Origin of the sequence: Pseudanabaena sp. UWO311 (assembly GCF_006937785.1) — a bacterium.
Lineage (GTDB): Bacteria > Cyanobacteriota > Cyanobacteriia > Pseudanabaenales > Pseudanabaenaceae > Pseudanabaena.
The window spans coordinates 53,592-73,424 of sequence record NZ_SJEE01000004.1 but is presented as its reverse complement, the minus strand read 5'-3'; the positions used below and the strand labels follow the sequence as shown (position 1 = coordinate 73,424).

Genomic DNA, 19,833 nt, shown 5'->3' with positions numbered 1-19,833 from the left:
AAGTTTAAGGGAGTTTACTAACTACAATAGCGATCCCAACCAAAAAACCACCTGTTAGATAAAAGAACCTAACCACATGTAGCTCATGCCAGCCACTTAGCTCTAGGTGATGGTGAAAAGGAGCCATTTTGAAAAGACGTTTGCCCATCCCAGTTTCATCTTTGGTTGCTTTGTAATAAGAAACCTGCGCAATCACCGAAATTGATTCCCAGATAAAAATTGCGCCAATAATCAGAAATGCCCAGAGCAAATTACCAAGTATCGCAGTCGAGGCAAGTGCACCACCTAGAGCTAGCGATCCCGTATCACCCATAAATACGCGGGCAGGATAGCGATTGTGCCAGAGAAATCCTAAATAGCTACCACTGAGGCACATGCAAAAAATGGCTAGTTCTTTGTTCTGAGGAAACAGTAGTAGCCCCATACCAAATAGGGCGATCGCACCCGTACCACCTGCTAATCCATCTAAGCCATCGGTTAGATTTGTAGCATTACTGCTCCCAAGAAATACAAACAAAGCGAGAGGGAAAAACAGCAATCCGAGGGGGATCACAAAGTGCAATGGCAAATTAATCGTAGCGATCGCTTGCCAGTTTTGGGTTAGCCCTAGCCATGCACAGAAACAAGCGGCGAAAAATGCTTGCAGGAAAATCTTGGAGCGCGGAGACAAGCCTTTATTGGAGTGACGACGCAAAATTTTCCAATCGTCTAGCCATCCGATAAAGCCAAAAGATACAGTTAGCAAACTACAAGCTATTACTTTGTCATTAAAGCCAGACCATACTAGCGCTAATAAAATTCCGACAGGTATAATAAATATCCCACCCATTGTCGGTGTGCCTTGTTTCTTGAGATGAGCTTGTGGTCCGTCTTCACGAATGATTTGCCCCGCCTTAAGCTGACGTAAAGCTGGAACAGCAAAAGTACCTAAAAATGCAACTCCAGCCCCCCCAAACGTGAATGGCAGCAGCAGACTTGAACTTATATTAGGATTCAAGAAAAGATCGACACCAACAATTAAACTTATTAAACCGATTGCTAAACCAAGTGCTAGGCTACTTCCTGTCGGAAATTTTGCTTTCCTAACTCTCACACCAGTATCAACCATTGCCGCTCCTCACACCCACAGTAACCATCACACTTTTTTTAGATCGAACTTTAGATCAGAAGCTTTTTTACAGCTTTGTAACAGATGATTAAATATCATCGGAATATACGCTCTTAGATACCAAATAATGACCGCATTTGTCTACAGTGCAACCATTGAATTTTGATAATTCTTGAATCCTTGCCCTCAATCTTTATAAATAGCACTCTAAATTGACTCCATTAAATAGCCAAACTAAATTGCCGATGGCAAGTAAGAATTCTCGACAAATTGCTTTAGAAGCGCTTCGTTTGATTCAAAGACGTAATGCGTATGCTGATGTCGCACTTGACTGTACGCTTTCGCGGGCGCGTCAAGAAAATATTACCCTCTTAGAGAGCGATCGCCGTCTAATTACGGAATTAGTTTATGGATGTACGCGCCGCCAAAAAACCTTGCAAGCGGTTTTGCAAAACTTCTCACAAAAACCAACTACAAAATTACCACCAGACTTATTAATAATCTTACAGATTGGTGTCTACCAGCTATGTTTTCTCGATCGCATTAAGCCATCAGCGATCGTGCATACCACAGTGGAATTAGTCAAAGAAAACAACTTAAAAGGTTTGTCTGGCTTTGCGAACGGGATCATGAGATCTATACTCAGAGCTAAGGATAAGGAAGATATTCTCGCCAAAATTACTGACCCAGCTAGTTTTTATAGTTATCCTGAATGGTTAATCGAGCTATGGCAAAAAGAATTTGGGAAAGAGGCGATCGCTAGCATTTGCAATTGGTTTAATCAAACACCTCATCTCGATTTACGAGTAAATCTTTTACATGCAACGCGGGATCAAGTTCTATCAGCTTTTGCAGAAGCCGAGATCAAGGCTGAGCCAATTCCCCATTTGCCCGATGGTATTCGCGTAGCTCAAGGTGCGGGCGATGTTAGTCAATTACCGAAATTTAAAGAGGGTTGGTGGTCAGTGCAAGATGCGAGCGCTCAGTTGGTTACTTATTTATTAGATCCTCAACCGAATGAGATCATTATTGATGCCTGCGCTGCCCCAGGAGGTAAAACTACGCATATCAGCGATCGCCTGAAAAATACGGGTAAAGTTTATGCCTTTGATCGCCTAGCCAATCGTCTAAAAAAGATTGATCAAAATACGGCTCGTCTGGGGATCACTAATGTGCAAACTATTGAGATCGATGCTCGTGAATTTGACGCTGACAAAGTATTAGACGAAAAATGCGATCGCGTTTTGCTAGATGTGCCTTGCTCTGGACTAGGTACACTTCATCGCCACGCCGATGCCCGTTGGCGACAAACTCCTGAAGAACCTTATAAATTAGCCAAAACTCAAGCCGAAATACTTGAACGCGCTACACAATGGGTAAAACCTGAAGGCGTAATTGTTTACAGCACCTGCACCCTACATCCTGCCGAAAATGAAGAAGTAATTACCCAGTTTTTAGCAAATCATCCCGATTGGCAAATTGTGCCTCCGAGTGTAGATAATCCTGCGGCTCACTTTGTTTGCGATCGGGGCTGGGTAAAAGTTCTGCCCCACGAACATGATATGGATGGATTCTTTATGGTGAAGTTACAGAAAATATGATGTCCATCGGCGGCGGCGGCGATCGCAAAAACAATGCTCCATAAAATGCCAGTCGTGAGATTGAGTCGATCGCTTAATTGGCATATAGTATATTTACACTTATTACACTTACTTCAAAAGTCAACCCATCTCAACATCAGCAATCTTTAAATATGTGTATGTTGAACGACCTACCAGATTCTGTCTTTGCACCTGAGCCAGACACCCTACCTATACAACGCCTAGAGGCAATGCTAGAAAAGGCATATCCCAAGCTTGTCGGTCTAGATGGTGAAGAAATTATGTTGCCTGACTCCATATATCAAGCCCTTCGGCAAGTTATTCACATGATGGCATCGGGACAAGTTATATCGTTGGTTCCTTATAACCTACATTTGAGTACGATTCAAGCCTCTGACTTGCTCAATGTTTCACGCCCTTATTTATATAAATTGTTAGATCAAGGCGATATCCCCTATATCAAGGTTGGTAAGCATCGCCGTATCCAGTTTCAAGATTTAATGCAGTACAAAAAAAAGAGAGATGCTCAGCGTCATCAGGCTTTGAGTGAGCTTACTGAACTTAGTCAAGAGATGGGATTTTATACACCAGAGGATGACCGCTTAACTGAGGCTATTTCACCAGCGTAATGAGTTTGCCATCCTCTCGATTTCCCGTTGTACTTGACTCCTGTGTGCTTTATCCAATGTATTTGCGGGATACTTTACTTCGTGCTGCTGAGGCTGGGTTATATCGTGTGCATTGGTCACAAGAAATCTTAGACGGGGCGCTCCGAAATTTAATAGCAAACCAGAAAATGCAGATCCAGCAAGTAAATGGGCTAGAAATGCAAATTAATATGGCTTTCCCCGATGCGATGCTCAACGTGACCGATCGCTTAATTCCTTGTATGGATAACCATGAAGGCGATCGCCATGTTTTAGCGACTGCTTTGATTGCCAAAGCCCATGTAATCGTCACCGAAAATCTGAAGCACTTTCCCGCAATAGTTCTGAGCCAATATCAAGTTGAAGCCCAAAGCGCCGATCAATTTTTAACCTATCTACATGATTTGTTTCCTCAAGAGATTAGGCAAGTTCTCCAGACTCAGGCAAGTGATTTAAAAAAGCCACCCATGTCGGTTACAGATTTGCTGAATGTTTTAAAAACTTCTGTGCCAAACTTTGTAAGCAGGCTTAACTAAAAGCGATCGCCTAGAAGGTTATCGAAAAAATATTTGTCAACACTTTCGAGATATAGCTTAAGTGCGCTATAATTGCAAACCTATGCCTATACATTTTACTAAATATCAACAACATATTAACAACATCAATAGGCGTAGGATGTAAACCGCAACAAGCTTTAATGGCTAATGCTCTTACATTTCTGGGAGGAAACCAGATAAATTCAAAACAGGAACAAGGAAAAATTTAGTTATGATCAATCGGGCCAAAACTGCCACAGCTACCAATGTCGGCTTCACTCATGAAGATTTTGCAAAACTTTTAGACAAATACGATTATCACTTCAGCCCTGGCGACATCGTTGCAGGAACAGTATTTAGCATTGAGCCGAGAGGCGCACTTATTGACATTGGTGCAAAAACAGCAGCTTACATCCCGATTCAGGAAATGTCGATCAACCGCGTTGATCAACCTGAAGAAGTTTTACAAAATAATGAAACCCGTGAGTTTTTCATTCTCGCTGACGAAAACGAAGAAGGGCAACTGACCCTTTCGATTCGTCGGATCGAGTACATGAGAGCATGGGAACGTGTACGTCAGTTGCAAGCAGAAGATGCAACCGTGCGATCGCTAATTTTTGCCACCAACCGTGGTGGTGCTCTGGTCAGAATTGAAGGACTACGTGGATTTATACCTGGTTCTCACATCAGCACTCGTAAGCCTAAGGAAGAATTGGTTGGCGAAGAGTTGCCACTCAAATTCTTGGAAGTGGATGAAGACCGTAACCGTCTCGTCCTCAGTCATCGTCGCGCCCTTGTTGAGCGCAAGATGAACAAGCTCGAAGTTGGCGAAGTCGTCATCGGCGTAGTACGTGGCATCAAGCCTTACGGTGCATTTATTGACATCGGTGGTGTCAGTGGTTTGTTGCACATCTCCGAAATCTCCCACGAGCATATCGAAACTCCTCACAATGTCTTCAATGTCAATGACGAAGTGAAGGTAATGATCATCGACCTTGATGCAGAGCGTGGACGCATTTCGCTCTCTACTAAGCAACTTGAAGCCGAACCAGGTGATATGGTCAAAGACCCTCAACTTGTTTACGCTAAGGCTGAAGAGATGGCAGCTAAGTACCGCGAACAACTCAATGCGGCTCCTGCGGTAATGGAAATTCCTGTGGCAGCAGTTGAAGAAGAAGAGTATGAAGTTCCTGATGCTATGGAAGAAGCAGAAATCCCTGAAGAAGTTGCTGCTGAACCCGAAGCAGTAGAAGAAGTTATTGCTGAAGCTTAATTAAGCTTGCAGAAAAGTTAATATTTTCTATAAACAAGGTGAGATTGTCTCACCTTGTTTTTTGTTTTGTAGTTAAATCAATTCATAGAAGTGTCGGCACACTTTTGTGAATTGATTTAACAGAAACTGCGGCGACTATAATAATCCCTAAAACTGATGTTTCTTATAGTCGCTATTCTGATCTTTTTCTTGGCAGGATCTTGGCTGGGATGGAGCTTAGCTAGAAAAGGAGTAACCGCTGACAATGCCTTGAAACGAAACCAACGGCAGGTCTATTTGATTGGCTGCATTACTTTGGGCGCAGTTACGCTTATTAGCATTCTGATGGCATATGGACGCAATAGCCCTTGGGTTCCTTCTTTCCTTTTGCTTTATGTAGGTGCATATTTCTGGTATGCCATTTTACTCATCTGCTTTTTTTGTTTAGGATTACTTATCCTCATGGAGTTGCCAGGATGGAAAGATCTCCGAAGATTTCAGCAACTTATTGTTTTTTTAGCTGTTAGTTTTTTATCTATTTGCTTTTTGCTTTATCAAGGTTTGCCAATTACTGATTTAGTGGAAGCTCCTCGTATTTCGGATGGAGTTGTGTTTCAGACAACCCCTTACAGTTGTGCTGCTGCCACGATCGCTACTCTTGTTCGTAAGGTAAATCCCCATCTCAAAACAACCGAAAGAGATGTAGTCAAGATCGCAGGAACTAGTCGGCTAGGAACAACCACTCTTGCCGAAATTCGAGCAATGGAAGAACTTGGTTTAGAGCCCCAGTATGAACGAAATCTTACGATTAAAGATTTATCTAATCGAAGACAAATGGCAGTTTTACATGTCATGGAACCAGTTGCAGGTCAGAGAATCCAACATGCGATCGCTCTATTTGAAATCGATTTATCAAAAGGCAATTTAGTTGTCGCCAATCCTCTGTATGGAAAACAGATTAAGACCTTCGAGGAAATGAAAGACTATTGGATCGGAGAAGCAATATTTGTGACAGTGAGTTCAAATAAAAACTAAAACTAAAAAAGACAAATCGCCCGCGTAGCGGGCGATTTGTCTTTCGGTAATCAGCGATTACGAAGTTTAGTGATCGCTAAAAAAATTATGGATATCTATTCGCAAACCTTGGTGCAGGACTTCGGAATAGATATTGCAATTCTTTTTGTCGTTCAGCAACTGTTTCTGGCCCATAGCCCCACAAGCTCCTGTAATAAAAGAACGAAACACCTAAGCCTCTACTTTGGGCATTTATAGCTTGGGAATAAACCCTTGACATTGGCACATTACTATTGCGAAGTCCAGAAAGAATTGCGATCGCTGTGGAAATTTTATTTTGGACTTCTGCAATCTCAGGACGGCTAATTTGAGAAAGATAATCATCTAGGTCATTACGATATACCTGAACCAGTAATTCATCGACAAAACCTTGACGTACCCAGCCTAGCCAGTCTTGCAACTGCTGTTTATAGGCAAAATCGTAATAGTTAGGAGATACGGAGAAGAGCACATTAGGCTTTCTTTGTTTCACGGCTTTACTTAGTCTTGCCATAAAAGCTGAAATTTTATTTGCTCGCCAGCTCACCCAAGCAGGATCGTTGACATCAGCAGGAGCATCTCTTTTCGTCTCTTGGCGATAGAGGTTGAGGGTGTAGCGATCATAGCCAAAGGTCTTAGGGAGGCTAGTATGATCGTCAAATTGAATGCCATCTAAATCGTAATTTGACACTGCTTCCAATACTAATTCCATCAGGAATTTTTGCACTTCAGGATGAAAAGGATTAAGCCAAGCGACTTCGCCAGCAGCCGTGATTGAAGTTTTATCACCATTGCGTTGTTGTGTCAGCCAATCGGGATGTGCGATCGCTAGCTCAGACATTTCTGGAGCCATAAATCCAAACTCAAACCAAGGCATTACTAATAAATTATTTTTATGTCCCTGCGTGATGATGTCGGCAACAATATCATGTCCTTCAGAACCGCGATATACAAATGGCTGTGCTCCTGCTTCTTGAGCGACAGTACTGGGATACATGGCATAGCCTGAGTTCCAGACAACGGGATAGATAGTGTTGAAATTGAGTTGCTTGAGTTGTTGTAGAGCCTCACTCAGCTGTTTGCGATCGCTAAACATTGCAAAGTCATTACTCGTCAACCATACCCCACGAATCTCTTGACGCTTGTCTATGGGTTGGTTGATTAGCGCATTGGGAGGGACAACAGGTTGCTTTAACGGTGGGACTAGTAGTTTTATTTGCGGTTTTGTTTGCGGTTTTGTTTGTGGGTTTATTTGAGCGATCGCTTGATCATTGCCCAACAATGGAGGGATCAGGCTATGTAAAAGTAGCGTGGCTGCAAAAGTTACGACAAAAAGAAATGACAAAAAACGTTTGCGCGATCGCAACATTTGCCTAAAGATATGTCTAAGATTGTGACTAAATTTATGTTTCCGCCAATCTTGAGGCATAAAACTTGGTAGTTGCATAAGTCGCATAAGTATAGATAATTAGACTAAGTAAAAATACTGATCGCAATTCTCATTGTAAATCTAGTTTTGGCGATGCTGGTCTTAAACAAGACTCGATAAACTTAGATTTGGTTTCTATTCTGAGAATTATGGGGGCTATCAAAAGCTGATTTGAGTTTGTTACAGATCTTGCTAGAAAGACAAGCGTGTTTTTGCCGAATCAAATTAATATAACGTCTTGCAAGCTAAAAACAATTTAGAGGTTTGCATTATCGTAGTTGCTGCAAACCAGATTAACGTATGAGGAGTGCGCTGTAATGCTCAAGCAAAACCATCGGGCCTGGGTGGAAGTCGATCTCTCGATAATTAAGCATAATGTGCATCAATTAAAATCCTTGCTGACTTCGCCAACTGAGCTAATGGCGATTGTAAAGGCTGATGCCTATGGACATGGGTCAATTGATGTTAGTCAATCTGCGATCGAGGCAGGAGCGACTTGGTTAGGTGTTGCCACAATTCCTGAAGGTATTCAGTTGCGTCGAGCAGGAATTACAGCGCCAATTGTGGTTTTAGGTGCGACTAATGGCGTTGATGAGATTAAGGCGATCGCAGAGTATCGATTACAACCGACGATTTGCAATCCTAAACAAGCACTGATTTATCACGAAGTGCTCTCTCAAACTGGCGAGCAAGTTCCTGTCCATCTTAAAATTGATACGGGCATGTCACGGCTAGGGGTAAATTGGCAGGAGGCGATCGCCTTTGCTCAACTGGTGCAGCATTTACCTAATTTAGAAATAATGAGCGTTTATTCGCACTTTGCTACTGCCGATGACAGCGATCGCACTTTCATGCAATTACAAACCCAAAGATTTGAGCAAGTAATTGCAGAACTCAAAGCTGAAGGGATCTATCCGCCTCGTATTCACATTTGCAATACAGCCGCGATGCTATGTGATCGCCAAATCCATTACGACATTGTACGAACTGGTTTAGGACTATACGGACTTTATCCCGCGCCCCATCTCAAAAATATTGTTGATCTACGTCCTGCGCTCACGGTCAAGGCTCGGATTACTCAAGTCAAAGAAATTAAGGCAGGGACAAGTGTTAGTTACGGTCGCTCATTCATCGCCGCACAAGATATGAAAATGGCAACTGTAGCGATCGGCTATGCAGACGGTATTCCTCGCGGTTTGTCTAATCGGATTCGTGTGGCAGTAAACGGTCAAAAAGTTGCTCAGATTGGCACAATCACGATGGATCAATGTGCGATCGATGTAACTCATGTTCCCAATATAAATGTTGGCGATGTGGTGACATTTTTGGGTGGCGAATCTGAAAATACTGCTGACGACTGGGCTAATCTATTAGGTACGATTTCATGGGAAATTCTTTGCGGGTTTAAGAATCGATTGCCAAGGATTAATGTTGTCAATGCGATCGGTCTTATGACTTTACCGAAGGCTATCTAGCACCAAAACATAAAATGGCTAAGCCATTTTATGTTTTAAAACCCTTACAGGTTTTGGCTTTTAACTCACACCCTTTTGTGAATTGGTATAAATTTGCATCGTGGAGTTTATCCTTCCTCAAAGAATTAGTGATATTTCAAGAAATTAAAATACAAATTACTGAAACGTGTTTTCAAATAACTTGCTGACACAGGTAAGATATTAGCAATAAGCAATGATTTGGGGCGCATAACCTGTCTATGACTGACAAAGAACAAATGAGCCTGTTTGATCTGACTCCATCGGAGGTTCCTTTGGTAGAGCTTCCCCACGCAGAGACATCTGCTGATCTCTCACCTGCAAAAAAAACTACGCGGGCTGCTAAAAATACTAGCCCCGTACCTGCTGCCCCATTGCCAGCGCATGAGCAATTTACTAGCCTAGACGCATTGCGAGAAGCCGCTTGCAATTGTCAGAAGTGCCCGCTTGCCCCAACACGGACTAATGTTGTCGTCGAAAGAGGCGATCGCAATGCCAAAATCCTCATCATCGGCGAAGCGCCTGGTGAACAAGAAGACCTATCAGGATTGCCATTTGTTGGAAAATCTGGACAGCTTTTAGACAAAATCTTGGAATCAGTGGGATTTGACACTAATAAAGATATCTATGTTTGCAATACCGTCAAATGCCGTCCTCCCAATAATCGTGTCCCCACTGAAATAGAAACCACCACCTGCAAACCCTACTTGCTTGAGCAAATTCGTCTCGTTGATCCTAAAATTATCTTGTTAACAGGCGCAACATCACTTAAGTCAATATTGGGCGAAAAGTTAGGCATTACTAAAGTGCGTGGCAAATGGTACGAGTGGGAAGGGCGTTTAGTAATGCCAATATTCCATCCCTCTTATTTATTGCGAAATCAAAGTCGTGAACAAGGCAGTCCCAAGTGGCTAACATGGCAAGATGTGAAAGCGATCAAAGCCAAGTATCTAGAAATTATTGGTGCTGATAGCGTAGTTGATGATGACGAGGAATTTTAGTGAGTAATTTAAAAGAAGATTTAACCAAAATGGTAGATGTAGCGATATGGGACTGGCTGTCTCCCCACGCTGCAAGAGCACGAGTAATTTTGGTTGGGGCAAAACTGGATATTGTCGATGTGGGCGTTGCGCTGACTGAGGATAATACGCAGCTAGTCCAAACATGGATCGAGGATGGCTGGATACGTCATCCTGTGGCTGAGGAGCTTAGCGATTGGAATGCAAACAAAGAAAAAGAGTTTATTAGCCTTGTTGTGCCACCATTTGTTCTTGTAAGACTTGACCCTATTTCCACATCAGAATAAACAAAGCCTCGCTTAGCGAGGCTTTGTTTATTCTGATGCGGTGCATTAAAATTTATGAAAAAAAGAGAGAGCAGCTATTAGCTACTCTCTCTTTTTTATTAACGGTAACCAAAAGAAAAAGCCTAGGTTACTTTCCCTGTTTCGTTCCTAGGCTTTTTCTTTTGTTCGCTCCTCACACCTCTATACTATACATCCCTCATCCCGAAATGTCTACTAGTTTGTCGAGCAATATTGGAGTTTTTCGTAAGCCTTTTGGCTGATGTTTGCACTTTTATTTGTTTTTTATAGACATATCTACCCATTCAGAGGAGTCGCTTTGAGTTCCCCATTTGGATTACAGATACTCTGCCCAGATATCAACCACCTCTTGAGAGCCATACCATTTACCCGATCGCGGTGAATGATAGACCCCATCGATCGCCATATTCTTAGCACCATCCAAATAAGCCGCCTCAATCGGAATTATGCCATCACCCCAGACATCGCCTTGCCCAATCGTGAGTTCATAACTACTATAGGCAAGCCATTTTTTGGGTGTAGATTTTTTGCCCTGTACTGCATTTCCTGCCACACAGATATATTCAATATCATCATAAAAAGCATCAGGATAATTGTCATTGACAAAACCTAAATTTGGCAGTGACCAAGGTTCGAGACTACGTTGAGGAGTTCCTAGACAAACCAGTTTGGCAACCTTAGGACGTGCATTCCAAACCTTGTCGTAATAGGGGCGATCGCCTAGATAAATCCGTGATAGCCAGCCCCCTGCGGAATGGGCAATGATATTTACTTTCGATGCACCCGTTTTGGCTAATTCCTGATTTACGGTTTGGTCGAGCTTTTCTAAGATTGGCGCGATCGAGCGTCCGCCGACAGTCGGAACCCAGTCCCACCATTTCAAAGGAACCACCGTTGCTGATAAATTTTTCTTTTCTAACTTCTTGGCGATCGGTATGTAATCAGATGCACCCGCCAGATATCCCGCCAGAATTATATTTGGAGTATTCATATATTCACTATCAAAGTAGAAATGACGCAAAGCGACCTCTCTACTTTAAAGCGCAAAGTACTAAATTTCGTCAGGGCGTTGACTAAGACAACTGCCTCCGCGTGCTGCATTCCGAAAAGTTTGCACTGCTTCCACTGTATTAATGTGACCACAATAGGGGCAATAAACCTGCTCACCAATCTGTGGCTCAATGTCCGCTCGGCTCCACCACTTACGACAGCGATCGCAATGAAAATGGTAGAGGAATTCTAGGGAAACTTTCATAGACTTTGCCGAAAAGCCTGTCTAAAAGTTTTTAGGGCTTCAAGTGGTGATGTAAATAAAATACAACGTTGCAATGTTGCCATGTCGAGGTTGGGTAAAAATTTGCTAGTGGATGATTTGCAATATTGGCGATCGCTTTGAGTATCTAGATGATAAATATCAAGAACTCCATCCTCCCATAACCAAACTTCAGGGACTCCGAGCAAATAATATTTCTTTAATTTCTCAGTATTGCCGCTAGTCAAAATTACTTCAATGGTGAGATCAGGAATCTTTTTAGCACTACCAAAGCTATAGGATTCATCTGGCTGTAAAGAGACTTGTTCTACTTTTTCTTGAGTGGCTTGCCCCATAGGGAAAAACTCAATTTCCATCTCTAAGAAATATAATTCCAACAATGCTCCAATAATCGTTTTAATTAGCTCATGATCGACTGACGTAGACACAATCTCTAAAATGCCCTCGTAATAAGCTAGCCGAATTCCCCGTGCATCCGCAAAACCTCGTTGAATCAGCTTGAACTGTTCCCATGTAATTAGAGGTTGTTCAATTCTGACTTCAGGATTTGGCTTGGATTGAGTTAGTATCATCTCGATAGGCGGCGTATACGCCCTTGACGTTGTACCAATTTAAGAAAATTCTAGCGATTTCTAGGGCTAATTGGGGTTTGCCTTGATCGATGAGCCACTTGAGTAAGGGACGTAGCGATCGCTCATTTAGCAAACCACCTAAAGACAATACCCCCCAGAGCGTTACATGCAGCCATGTCATCTGAATCATCATTCTGACTGTCCATGTGGGATGCTTTTTGTAAAAGACTACACCCATGCGTCCGCGTTGGGCTTCTACATCGACAAGTCGCGGTAGTTGGTCAATTGTAAAGGCGGGATGCCAATGATAGCCAACAGCTTCGGGACATTTAATTAATTTCAATCCTAAATTTTTGAGGCGTACACCCAGCTCTAGATCTTCCCAGCCATATTGACGAAAGCTAGTATCAAATTTTCCAGCTTTGATCAGCCAATGCTTAGCGATCGCCACATTACCAGTCGCAAAAAAGGCTGTGGAAATATCTTGGATTTTAATTTTCTCAGAGGTCGGATTATCAAAATTATTAGTATTAATTACTAACCCATAGGTAAAGGCAGAGTTACTCTTGGCAAGAGCCTTGGCATGGGCTGACAAAAATACAGGTGTAACGACAAGGTCACTATCAATAAAGACAATCGTTTCGCCTAGGGCAACATCGATGCCTGTATTTCTAGCGATCGCTGCACCTTCATGGTTTTGTAAGATTAGACAAACATGAGGAAATTCGTCTACATGGCTTTGCAAAAATTCTACCGTGCCATCGGTGGAGCCATCATCAACTACTACAACCTCATAGGGTTGAGTAAAGTTTTGCGCTTCCAACGCTTGCAAACACTTTTGCAATATGGGTAAGCGATTATAGGTTGGGATAATAATTGACCACATACTGACAATTATAAAATTAGAGGGTGCTTTGCAATCTCTAATTTTATTTATAAAAAAAGGGGTGCTTTGCACCCTTTTTTTAATTTCGTGATTGTTGCCAATGTTGCCAGAGGGTAAGCCCACCAACATAGCCATAGCTCAACGCATACAACACCATAAAAGGCAAAGTGATATATAAGCCTTTACTAAATGCTAATCCCACAGCAATTACGCTATAAACGCACAAACTTAGCTCGATCATTGCAGTAGCATCTAGGGGGATTTTGTAAGCTTTATTTTCCCAGCGATCGCTCTTGTGCTTAATATCAAACTTAGGAGTACGACGGAAATTTGCACCCGTATTCGATAAACCAGCAAATACGGCTCGGCTATTGCTCCAAGAAATACCTGTGCCAAGCACGGCAAGTAGAAAAATTCGACCGAGGCGACGATGCCAAGACTTTGGGTACAGCTCGCGTTGGGCATGGAAATATAAAAATGGGGGACCAAAGGTTGCTGGCAACATAAAGATTGACCACATCCCCTCAAAGGAAATTCGTAAAGCGATCGCATCATCAGGCGTAATCAACATCAGAGGAATTGAAAGCAATACCAAGAGCAACATCAACGGATGCGCTGAATACCCTGTCAAATGCATTGTGGCTTGAAATTTTACAGGCAGACTAAGATCACCAGCCTTCCAGATTGGGGCAATTAGCTTCTTGGCGCATTGAATACTACCCTTAGCCCAGCGAAATTGCTGTAATTTGAAGGCAAGCATAGCAACAGGCAACTCGGCGGGCGCGACAATATCATTGTCATAAACCACTTGCCAGCCCTTGAGTTGAGCACGGTAGCTCAAGTCCATATCTTCGGCTAAAGTATCGGCGTGCCAACCACCAGCATCAATAATTGCCTCACGATTCCAAATTCCCGCTGTACCATTAAAGTTTAGGAAATAGCCATTATTGGCTCTGGCTTGCTGCTCGATCGCAAAATGTCCATCAATTCCTGTCGATTGCAACTTGGTAAGTAACGAATATTCAGAGTTGATATGCCCCCAACGAGTTTGCACAACTGCAACTTTCGCATTGGGGGATTCGACATAATGCCGAATGGTATCCTTGAGCCAGTTTACCGAAGGAATAAAATCAGCATCAAAGATGGCAATGTAATTTCCCTGAACAAACGGCATTGCATCCTGCAAAGCTCCTGCTTTAAATCCTGACCGATTGACACGATGGATATATTCAATCCAAAAGCCATGATTTTGATATTCTTGGACAGTTTCGCGAAGAATTTCTTGTGTATCGTCAATGGAGTCGTCGAGGACTTGAATTTGCATTCGCTCGCGTGGATAATCCATCTGACAAACGGCATCTACTAGACGGCGCGAAACATAGCGCTCATTAAAGATTGGTAGCTGAATAGTGACAATTGGGAAATCTTCTAAGGCGATCGCATGATGCTCAGGCGGCTCAACTGCCAAAACATAACCACTAAAGCCATTAGTTAGAGGCTTGTCGAGGCGAAATTTCTTAAAGTTATCAAAATTATTGACAGCGAGCATGCCTGAACTTGGCGATGGCGATGTTGCAGCTTGAACTGTTTGGTATTCTCTTGCAGGATTAAGTCGCGAGAGAACAAGCTGCTTTCTTAGAGAAAGCTTAGGCTTATGGACAGCAGTGAGCCAATAAGCATTAAGCCCATAAAGTAGTAGCCACATTGCTGCCACAGCATTTAGGGCGGCTAGGATCGATATTAGTATCAGAATGACTCTTGACTCCTTCTTACCACACGAAGCACTAATCTTAAAAAATTGATCAGACGAGCGAAATTAGCACACTAAGAAATATTACGATGCTTATCCTGTATTTGCAGAGAAATTTATGATTTGACGCTAAGTATTTATACACCTATCCGTAAATTTTTAATAAGAAAAACAAAAAGGAGTCTCAAAGCGCCCGTTTTTTGTCCTAAGTCGAATTTGCATTGCTATGTAGATTTAATAAATTACAAACCCAAACCATTAAGGTTTCACCCCTGCGGGGCGAAACCTTAATGGTTTGGGTCGCAGTTACTTATAACTGCGACATTTGTTGTAAAGCGATCGCTGCTGCCTCTTGTTGAGCAGCTTTAATGCTTTTCCCTTGACCTTTGCCCCAGCAGCGATCGTCAAACCATACTTCTACACAAAAAAGATTGTTAACTCCATCAACATTGCGGTATTCAGGTAAACGTTTCCAGCGACCTTGAGTTAATTCTTGCAAGGCAACTTTGTAATTTCCCAGTGCAGGAATCGCCAATAATGATTCGGCAAAATGCTGCATATGTGGATCGAGCCATTTGCGAATATAGGCTAAGTCGCAAGTCGCAATATATAGCGCAGCCATTAGAGCCTCAAGGGCATCTGCCAGTAGCGATCGCAAAGCCTGAGGATCATTACGCGCCGCATTAGAGACCACAACATATTTTTGCAACTCATAAATACTCGCTATTTCAGCTAGGGTTTTGTCACTCACAAGATGCGAGCGCAGAGCGGCTAAGTCCCCCACTTTGCGATCGCCATAACGCTCCTTTAAAAATAAACTCACAGACAAGCGCAGCACGCTATCGCCTACAAACTCTAATTGATCATTGTTGTAATCATTTGAGAAACTGGGATGTACCAAAGCTTGATCGATTAATAACCAATCAAATCCAGCGGAATTAACTCGTTCTAGGGTTGATTGCTCTAGCCCCATCCGCTCCAACAAGCGGACTAGTTCTCTTTGGCGGCGTGGATCAATGGTAGATGTCATGAGACTTTGCAGATACAATTACAGCAACTTCGTAAATATGATCGTAGTCCATCGTAACCATGACTAAAAGGTTTTTCTCTACACTCTGTCTAGCACTGCTGGCAACAGTGACCACAATTTGGATTGTGGCTTGTCAGCCAAGCACTACAGTTACTGACTCTAAAACCCCATCTACAACTTCACCTGCAACAAGCTCAGGTAGTGGTGGCGTTAAAGACACCTTACGTTTAGGTGCATTGCTTCCGATCACAGGCGATCTATCCTCGATTGGTGCACCAATGATCAAATCGATTGATTTTCTTGTAGAAACAGTCAACAAATGCGGTGGCGTGCTTGGGAAGCCAATCACTTATCTTAAGGAAGATGATCGCACCGATCCACCAGCAGGGGCTGAGGCGATGACTAAACTCGTCAAAGTGGACAATGTTGGTGCTGTTGTTGGTTCATTTGCCAGTAGTGTTTCTACAGCTGCCCTTGCGATCGCAGTGCCAAATAAAGTCGTGATGATCTCACCAGGTAGCACTAGCCCAGTCTTTACCGAACGTGCCAAAAAAGGCGAATTTAATGGCTACTGGTATCGCACTGCCCCACCTGATACATACCAAGCTTTAGCTTTGGCTAACCTTGCCTATAAAAAAGGAGCGCGAAAAGTTGCCACTCTCGTAATTAACAATGACTATGGTGTCGGTTTTGAGAAATCCTTTGTAGATGCCTTTGAAAAACTTGGTGGCACAATTGTTAACAAGAGCAAACCAACACGTTACGATCCAAAGGCTACGACATTTGAGGCAGAGGCTAAGGGGGCATTTGGCAGTAAGCCCGATGCTGTTGCGGCGGTTCTCTATCCTGACTCTGGCGGTGCGGTAATTAAGGCAGCTTTTGAGCAGGGCTTAACCAAAGATGTCAAGATTTTGCTCACCGATGGTGTCAAAACTGAAGACTTTCCTAAGCTAATTGGTAAGACCCCTGAAGGTAAATTGATCTTGGCGGGTGCGCTCGGTACTGTCCCTGGTGCTGATGGCAAGTCTCTTGCAGAATTTACCAAGACCTACAAAGAAAAAACTGGTCAAGATTTGGGTGCTTTTGTGCCCCATTCCTACGACGCAGCAGCTCTAGTTGCGATCGCTGCTGAAGCTGCCAAAGATGGTACTGGCGATGGCATCAAGAGTAAAATTCGTGAAGTAGCTAATGCGCCTGGCAAAGAAGTCAGCGATGTCTGCGAAGCGATCAAGCTAGTCAAAGCTGGCACAGACATTGACTATCAAGGCGCTAGCGGCAATGTTGATTTAGATGAATATGGCGATGTCAAAGGTAGCTATGACGTTTGGGAAGTCCAGCCCGATGGCAAAATTACTGTAATTGATCGCGTTTCCCCTTAATTTATTAGTAGGGTGGGCATTGCTCACCCTACTCTCTTACTCTCAAGCTAGGTTGCACAAACATTTAATTAAGGCAAAAACCTGCTAATCTTTTTTGTAAAAATTCACAGCAACACTTATTAATAAAGGCGCTAACATCTATGGCGATCGAACTTAAAGCTGCTCCACCGCAAGAAGTTTCAATCTACATGCCCTATTATCGAGAGCCTAACAAGCGTCAAGCTCTCCCCTATGCTATTTCCTTGTACAAACAAGGTGAAATTACTGGCGAGCGTCATGTAGAAGGAAGTTCACCTATTTCTTTTATGGCGGTGTGGCGTGTAGCAAATTTGCCTTCTGACCTAGCGTTATGTCGATTGACCTTCGAGGGCGATGCTGACATGAGCTATGAAATGACATTAGAAAATTCAGAATTTGTTGGTTATTTAATCGAAGTTGTCTCGAATATTCGCGACAAGGGCTATGTGGATTTCCCTCAAACCTTCTACAGCAAGCTATTTAGGATTAAACTTGCTAGTGCTGATGGTAATTAAATATTTTGCTAATTTTTACTCATTTCACAGCCCAAAAAATATCAACTCATGTATAATCCTTAGCTCAAATCTTGCTAAAAAAAACAAAGTCAGCTAAAGTCCTGATGCAGCTTTTTATAAGGCAAATAATAGTCAAATTTAAGGGGTTTACATTGTGTCATATGCCGCCCAGCGCCTTGAACAACCAGAGAGACAGCCAGAACCTGTAATCAAAAAAGTCGATCCAATGATTATCAGAGCTGCTAAGCAGATTTATCGCTATTATGCTGATTCCTATGCCGCGCAACTACCTCGACCAATGGGAATAGCGATTAATCGCATAGATATGACTGGCAAACTTATATACTCTCAACTGATTTTGTTGCCACAAGAGAGTTTTGTGCCAATGGAATTAATTGAGCTGTCCGACTATCATTAAGATTGTTTAGTGAAATCATTTAAGTTACTTTTGTCAAAACTAATTTACAAAAGATTTATAGAAAACTTAACTTATAAAAGATTTTAACAAAAGATTTTATTGTGAAAAAGTCTATGTTTAAGTGCTTAAAATAGTAGTCAGTTATCTGTCTTGATCACAATTCATCAGGATTTTTATATTAGGTATTATCTATGACGTACTCAAGTTCTTCGTCGGTATCAGTAACTGCGTCTGTACGTTTTCAAAGCAAGCTCAAAGAAACCAAAAACTTTGGTGATGCTTTGATTGAAATATTCTCTGACCTTGTACAGTTAGAAATTGTGACTTGGGTTGCCCATGAAGGAGATACCACTCATAGAGCAGGTAATCGCTTAAAGACAACGATTAATCTGATTGATGGTGATATCGAAAATGAGCTAGGGGCAGACTTTTTGGCAGGCTCTCCCTATGCAGAGCTACGCGGTTTTCATGAAATTCAAGTTGGGAAGGGTTCAGAGACGATCGCGAATAATCTCAAAACTCTTGTCGATATTGGTCAAAAGGTAACAGGACTTTTAAATGGCGAAAATGAGCCAGAGCCTGAAGAAGACACAGCTAGCTTTAGTAGCGATCGCATATTCAGTCGAGTCTAGTTGCGTCGAGTCTATGCGACCTGTCACTGAGGAATCTGTATGCAAGATCGGGCTACAAACAGTAAAAGTAATGCCGAAGATGATGCTAATCGGGTTAAAGCTAATGGCAACAAACCTGTCAAGAAATCTGCGGAATTAGCGACTACTCCTAGCGCAACAGCACCGAATAAAGATGGTGCTGGAGAAAGTACTACTCTTCATAAATTTCGAGAAACCATCAAAGATGTTTTAGAAGAAATTACGACACTAGAAGTAAATACGCTGATCGTCAGCCATATTCCGATCGCTAGATTTGATGCCAAACAATTCTATGCTGATCTGCTCGAAAATGTTATGTATAAGACCGAAGAGGGCTTACAAGACATCAAGAGAGCACTTCTTGATCGTAGTAGAGAGCTACAAAAGCAAGGATCGGCTGCAAACCAAACCGAGTTGGATCGATACAACAGAGACCTAGAAATTTATAAGCGAGCTGAACGTGTATTTAGTAGTCGTCAAAATTTGAGCGATCCTAGGCAAAAGGAGCAATTTGAGGTTGAACAAGCTTGTTATGAGGAGCTTGCCAAAAAAGTTCTCCAAATGGATCTACCGAAAGATGCTAATGGCGAACTGGTTCCTGACGCGCCAACAATTCGCTATTTCCGTAAGTTATGGGAGTTTGAGCAATCGATGTTGAATGGTGAGCGTATCTATGCTCAGACAAAGTTCCAACTTGATGGAGATCTGAATAACAGATTTCTCGACGATTTGTTTATTTCAAATAGAAGCAAGATTGACCCGAAGATGGCAAAGCTAATTTTTGAGTTGCATCATCAAGCGGTAGAAAATGCTGAAAAGCAGTGGTCAGGATTAATCATGACTTGTGTAAACCTAGTCAAAGATTTGATGCCATTCCGCTCTAAATAATTCTAAATAAT

21 protein-coding genes are annotated in these 19,833 nt (G+C 42.4%); 13 read left to right on the top strand and 8 right to left on the bottom strand.

What is annotated here, in order from left to right; translation table 11 throughout:
• Positions 1-4: 4 nt before the first annotated feature.
• Positions 5-1,108 carry a phospho-N-acetylmuramoyl-pentapeptide-transferase gene (mraY, locus tag PseudUWO311_RS05015; protein WP_142654118.1) on the bottom strand — a complete coding sequence of 368 codons (1,104 nt, stop codon included), beginning with the start codon at positions 1,106-1,108 and terminating at the stop codon, positions 5-7.
• A 245-nt stretch (positions 1,109-1,353) separates the two neighbouring features.
• Between mraY and PseudUWO311_RS05010 the strand changes: the two genes are divergently transcribed.
• From PseudUWO311_RS05010 to PseudUWO311_RS04990, 5 genes are all read left to right on the top strand, one after another.
• Entirely contained in the window at positions 1,354-2,709 is a 1,356-nt protein-coding gene (locus PseudUWO311_RS05010) for a 16S rRNA (cytosine(967)-C(5))-methyltransferase (protein ID WP_142654117.1), read from the top strand.
• A gap of 158 nt (positions 2,710-2,867) precedes the next feature.
• Positions 2,868-3,338, top strand: coding sequence for a helix-turn-helix domain-containing protein (locus PseudUWO311_RS05005; RefSeq protein WP_142654116.1), 471 nt, complete (start codon positions 2,868-2,870; stop codon positions 3,336-3,338).
• A complete protein-coding gene (locus PseudUWO311_RS05000; protein WP_142654115.1) occupies positions 3,338-3,892 on the top strand; it encodes a PIN domain-containing protein in 555 nt (184 codons plus the stop codon). Before PseudUWO311_RS05005 ends, PseudUWO311_RS05000 begins: the two co-directional genes overlap by 1 nt.
• Before the next feature lie 232 nt (positions 3,893-4,124).
• On the top strand, positions 4,125-5,165 hold the full coding sequence (locus PseudUWO311_RS04995) for a 30S ribosomal protein S1 (protein WP_142654114.1): 1,041 nt from the start codon (positions 4,125-4,127) through the stop codon (positions 5,163-5,165).
• 156 nt (positions 5,166-5,321) lie between these two features.
• Complete coding sequence (locus tag PseudUWO311_RS04990; protein WP_142654113.1) at positions 5,322-6,179, top strand: cysteine peptidase family C39 domain-containing protein; 858 nt, start codon at positions 5,322-5,324, stop codon at positions 6,177-6,179.
• Between the two features lie 85 nt (positions 6,180-6,264).
• On the opposite strand, the gene PseudUWO311_RS04985 is transcribed toward PseudUWO311_RS04990, so the two are convergent.
• A complete protein-coding gene (locus tag PseudUWO311_RS04985; protein WP_190303397.1) occupies positions 6,265-7,653 on the bottom strand; it encodes a glycoside hydrolase family 10 protein in 1,389 nt (462 codons plus the stop codon).
• A gap of 290 nt (positions 7,654-7,943) precedes the next feature.
• On the opposite strand from PseudUWO311_RS04985, the gene alr reads away from it, so the two are divergent.
• From alr to PseudUWO311_RS04970, 3 genes are all read left to right on the top strand, one after another.
• Positions 7,944-9,101, top strand: coding sequence for an alanine racemase (gene alr, locus PseudUWO311_RS04980; RefSeq protein WP_142654112.1), 1,158 nt, complete (start codon positions 7,944-7,946; stop codon positions 9,099-9,101).
• Between the two features lie 239 nt (positions 9,102-9,340).
• Complete coding sequence (locus PseudUWO311_RS04975; RefSeq protein ID WP_142654111.1) at positions 9,341-10,120, top strand: uracil-DNA glycosylase family protein; 780 nt, start codon at positions 9,341-9,343, stop codon at positions 10,118-10,120.
• Positions 10,120-10,425 carry a DUF2288 domain-containing protein gene (locus PseudUWO311_RS04970; protein WP_142654110.1) on the top strand — a complete coding sequence of 102 codons (306 nt, stop codon included), beginning with the start codon at positions 10,120-10,122 and terminating at the stop codon, positions 10,423-10,425. The genes PseudUWO311_RS04975 and PseudUWO311_RS04970 overlap by 1 nt, the downstream gene beginning before the upstream one ends.
• Before the next feature lie 334 nt (positions 10,426-10,759).
• On the opposite strand, the gene PseudUWO311_RS04965 is transcribed toward PseudUWO311_RS04970, so the two are convergent.
• From PseudUWO311_RS04965 to PseudUWO311_RS04940, 6 genes are all read right to left on the bottom strand, one after another.
• On the bottom strand, positions 10,760-11,434 hold the full coding sequence (locus tag PseudUWO311_RS04965) for an esterase/lipase family protein (RefSeq protein ID WP_142654109.1): 675 nt from the start codon (positions 11,432-11,434) through the stop codon (positions 10,760-10,762).
• Positions 11,435-11,494: 60 nt separating this feature from the next.
• A complete protein-coding gene (locus PseudUWO311_RS04960) occupies positions 11,495-11,698 on the bottom strand; it encodes a hypothetical protein (protein WP_009625027.1) in 204 nt (67 codons plus the stop codon).
• Positions 11,695-12,288, bottom strand: coding sequence for a Uma2 family endonuclease (locus PseudUWO311_RS04955; RefSeq protein ID WP_142654108.1), 594 nt, complete (start codon positions 12,286-12,288; stop codon positions 11,695-11,697). Before PseudUWO311_RS04955 ends, PseudUWO311_RS04960 begins: the two co-directional genes overlap by 4 nt.
• Complete coding sequence (locus PseudUWO311_RS04950) at positions 12,257-13,174, bottom strand: glycosyltransferase family 2 protein (protein ID WP_142654107.1); 918 nt, start codon at positions 13,172-13,174, stop codon at positions 12,257-12,259. The genes PseudUWO311_RS04955 and PseudUWO311_RS04950 overlap by 32 nt, the downstream gene beginning before the upstream one ends.
• Before the next feature lie 79 nt (positions 13,175-13,253).
• Positions 13,254-14,879 carry a glycosyltransferase gene (locus PseudUWO311_RS04945; RefSeq protein WP_142654106.1) on the bottom strand — a complete coding sequence of 542 codons (1,626 nt, stop codon included), beginning with the start codon at positions 14,877-14,879 and terminating at the stop codon, positions 13,254-13,256.
• A 355-nt stretch (positions 14,880-15,234) separates the two neighbouring features.
• Positions 15,235-15,954 carry a ribonuclease III family protein gene (locus PseudUWO311_RS04940; protein ID WP_142654105.1) on the bottom strand — a complete coding sequence of 240 codons (720 nt, stop codon included), beginning with the start codon at positions 15,952-15,954 and terminating at the stop codon, positions 15,235-15,237.
• Positions 15,955-16,013: 59 nt separating this feature from the next.
• On the opposite strand from PseudUWO311_RS04940, the gene PseudUWO311_RS04935 reads away from it, so the two are divergent.
• The 5 genes from PseudUWO311_RS04935 to PseudUWO311_RS04915 all read left to right on the top strand — a co-directional run bounded on the left by PseudUWO311_RS04935 (position 16,014) and on the right by PseudUWO311_RS04915 (position 19,822).
• Positions 16,014-17,333, top strand: a complete 1,320-nt coding sequence (locus tag PseudUWO311_RS04935) for an ABC transporter substrate-binding protein (RefSeq protein WP_142654104.1) — start codon at positions 16,014-16,016, stop codon at positions 17,331-17,333.
• Between the two features lie 140 nt (positions 17,334-17,473).
• Positions 17,474-17,866 (top strand): type IV pilus biogenesis protein EbsA, encoded by a 393-nt coding sequence (gene ebsA, locus PseudUWO311_RS04930; protein ID WP_142654103.1) that lies wholly within the window; start codon positions 17,474-17,476, stop codon positions 17,864-17,866.
• Between the two features lie 154 nt (positions 17,867-18,020).
• On the top strand, positions 18,021-18,284 hold the full coding sequence (locus tag PseudUWO311_RS04925; protein ID WP_142654102.1) for a hypothetical protein: 264 nt from the start codon (positions 18,021-18,023) through the stop codon (positions 18,282-18,284).
• A 191-nt stretch (positions 18,285-18,475) separates the two neighbouring features.
• Complete coding sequence (locus PseudUWO311_RS04920; protein ID WP_142654101.1) at positions 18,476-18,916, top strand: hypothetical protein; 441 nt, start codon at positions 18,476-18,478, stop codon at positions 18,914-18,916.
• A gap of 39 nt (positions 18,917-18,955) precedes the next feature.
• Positions 18,956-19,822 carry a hypothetical protein gene (locus PseudUWO311_RS04915; RefSeq protein ID WP_142654100.1) on the top strand — a complete coding sequence of 289 codons (867 nt, stop codon included), beginning with the start codon at positions 18,956-18,958 and terminating at the stop codon, positions 19,820-19,822.
• Positions 19,823-19,833 lie beyond the last annotated feature (11 nt).

Excerpts from the sequence above, each read along its gene's own strand:
- PseudUWO311_RS04955 (WP_142654108.1), bottom strand. The coding sequence starts at position 12,288 with ATGATACTAACTCAATCCAAGCCAAATCCTGAAGTCAGAATTGAACAA.
- PseudUWO311_RS04990 (WP_142654113.1), top strand. The coding sequence starts at position 5,322 with ATGTTTCTTATAGTCGCTATTCTGATCTTTTTCTTGGCAGGATCTTGG.
- PseudUWO311_RS05000 (WP_142654115.1), top strand. The coding sequence starts at position 3,338 with ATGAGTTTGCCATCCTCTCGATTTCCCGTTGTACTTGACTCCTGTGTG.
- ebsA (WP_142654103.1), top strand. The coding sequence starts at position 17,474 with ATGGCGATCGAACTTAAAGCTGCTCCACCGCAAGAAGTTTCAATCTAC.
- PseudUWO311_RS04940 (WP_142654105.1), bottom strand. The coding sequence starts at position 15,954 with ATGACATCTACCATTGATCCACGCCGCCAAAGAGAACTAGTCCGCTTG.
- PseudUWO311_RS05005 (WP_142654116.1), top strand. The coding sequence starts at position 2,868 with ATGTTGAACGACCTACCAGATTCTGTCTTTGCACCTGAGCCAGACACC.
- PseudUWO311_RS04915 (WP_142654100.1), top strand. The coding sequence starts at position 18,956 with ATGCAAGATCGGGCTACAAACAGTAAAAGTAATGCCGAAGATGATGCT.
- mraY (WP_142654118.1), bottom strand. The coding sequence starts at position 1,108 with ATGGTTGATACTGGTGTGAGAGTTAGGAAAGCAAAATTTCCGACAGGA.
- PseudUWO311_RS05010 (WP_142654117.1), top strand. The coding sequence starts at position 1,354 with ATGGCAAGTAAGAATTCTCGACAAATTGCTTTAGAAGCGCTTCGTTTG.
- PseudUWO311_RS04945 (WP_142654106.1), bottom strand. The coding sequence starts at position 14,879 with ATGTGGCTACTACTTTATGGGCTTAATGCTTATTGGCTCACTGCTGTC.
- alr (WP_142654112.1), top strand. The coding sequence starts at position 7,944 with ATGCTCAAGCAAAACCATCGGGCCTGGGTGGAAGTCGATCTCTCGATA.
- PseudUWO311_RS04995 (WP_142654114.1), top strand. The coding sequence starts at position 4,125 with ATGATCAATCGGGCCAAAACTGCCACAGCTACCAATGTCGGCTTCACT.
- PseudUWO311_RS04965 (WP_142654109.1), bottom strand. The coding sequence starts at position 11,434 with ATGAATACTCCAAATATAATTCTGGCGGGATATCTGGCGGGTGCATCT.
- PseudUWO311_RS04950 (WP_142654107.1), bottom strand. The coding sequence starts at position 13,174 with ATGTGGTCAATTATTATCCCAACCTATAATCGCTTACCCATATTGCAA.
- PseudUWO311_RS04935 (WP_142654104.1), top strand. The coding sequence starts at position 16,014 with ATGACTAAAAGGTTTTTCTCTACACTCTGTCTAGCACTGCTGGCAACA.
- PseudUWO311_RS04975 (WP_142654111.1), top strand. The coding sequence starts at position 9,341 with ATGACTGACAAAGAACAAATGAGCCTGTTTGATCTGACTCCATCGGAG.
- PseudUWO311_RS04985 (WP_190303397.1), bottom strand. The coding sequence starts at position 7,653 with ATGCGACTTATGCAACTACCAAGTTTTATGCCTCAAGATTGGCGGAAA.
- PseudUWO311_RS04920 (WP_142654101.1), top strand. The coding sequence starts at position 18,476 with ATGACGTACTCAAGTTCTTCGTCGGTATCAGTAACTGCGTCTGTACGT.
- PseudUWO311_RS04960 (WP_009625027.1), bottom strand. The coding sequence starts at position 11,698 with ATGAAAGTTTCCCTAGAATTCCTCTACCATTTTCATTGCGATCGCTGT.